The organism is Psychrobacter sp. T6-1 (assembly GCF_052258445.1).
In genome coordinates, this window is sequence record NZ_JBQQFC010000597.1 from 1 (window position 1) to 899 (window position 899).

Here is an 899-nt window from a genome sequence, read left to right on the forward strand (position 1 = left end):
TTTACTGTCTAAAGTACTATACAAAACAGGCCTGATAAGGATATTCTTATCAGGCTTTTTGGTAAGCTAAGCTAACAAGGCTAGTATCTATAGACAATAAATTTTAAGGGGCTGTAGTAAATAAGGATTAAATATCACACCATTTTCTCAGGATTTTCAGCTGATTAGATGGTGAACCATAGTTAAATCTAAACTCACATTCTTTTAAAAATAAATGGAAGTTTTTCTTATTAATCCCATTATACTTTCTGAGTGTTCGTTTGGACTGATTCCAGAAGTTCTCAATGCCATTGATGTGATTGTTCTTACCGCAAATGAACTCTATAGAGTGATTGACTCTGAAATGTTTAAACTCACTCACATCTAATGCATTGTAACTTCGATAGCTATCCGTATAAACAAAGCTGTCAGGCTTGATTTTACGCTTAATAACAGGCATTAGGGTAGTCTGTTTGGTGTCTGCTACGACAATGGTATAAACCTTACCGTTTCGTTTTAGAATACCAAATACAGCGGTTTTACCAGCTGCCCCGCGACCTCTTTTGCCTTTGCGTACACCGCCAAAGTAACTTTCATCTAATTCGACCTCACCATCAAAAAGCTCATCAGCTTCTAATGAGAGATGGTAATCTATCACAAGTCTTATTTTATGATAAAAAAGTGCAGCAGTATTAGGCTGAATATCAAGCAAATCTGCGGCTGTTCTAGCAGTCACTTCAGCCGTAAAAAACTCTAACAGCCTTCGCTGTGCTTTTTTACTTAGTTTACAACGGGTTATCTTCATAAAAGTAGTCTAGAATAGTGCTTATCTACTACAGCCCCAATTTTAATAATCGTTACATATTTCGTTGATTGCATTATTACATAATGCTACATTATCATAATAGATTGACACACTA

General features: G+C 35.6%; 1 protein-coding gene. It reads right to left on the reverse strand.

Going from position 1 to position 899, the window contains the following annotated elements; all coding sequences use genetic code 11:
- Positions 1–127: 127 nt before the first annotated feature.
- Positions 128–784, reverse strand: a complete 657-nt coding sequence (locus ACTXGO_RS14835) for an IS1595 family transposase (RefSeq protein ID WP_443543016.1) — start codon at positions 782–784, stop codon at positions 128–130.
- Positions 785–899: the final 115 nt, after the last annotated feature.

Coding starts and splice junctions, on each gene's coding strand:
- ACTXGO_RS14835 (WP_443543016.1), bottom strand. CDS start 784: ATGAAGATAACCCGTTGTAAACTAAGTAAAAAAGCACAGCGAAGGCTG.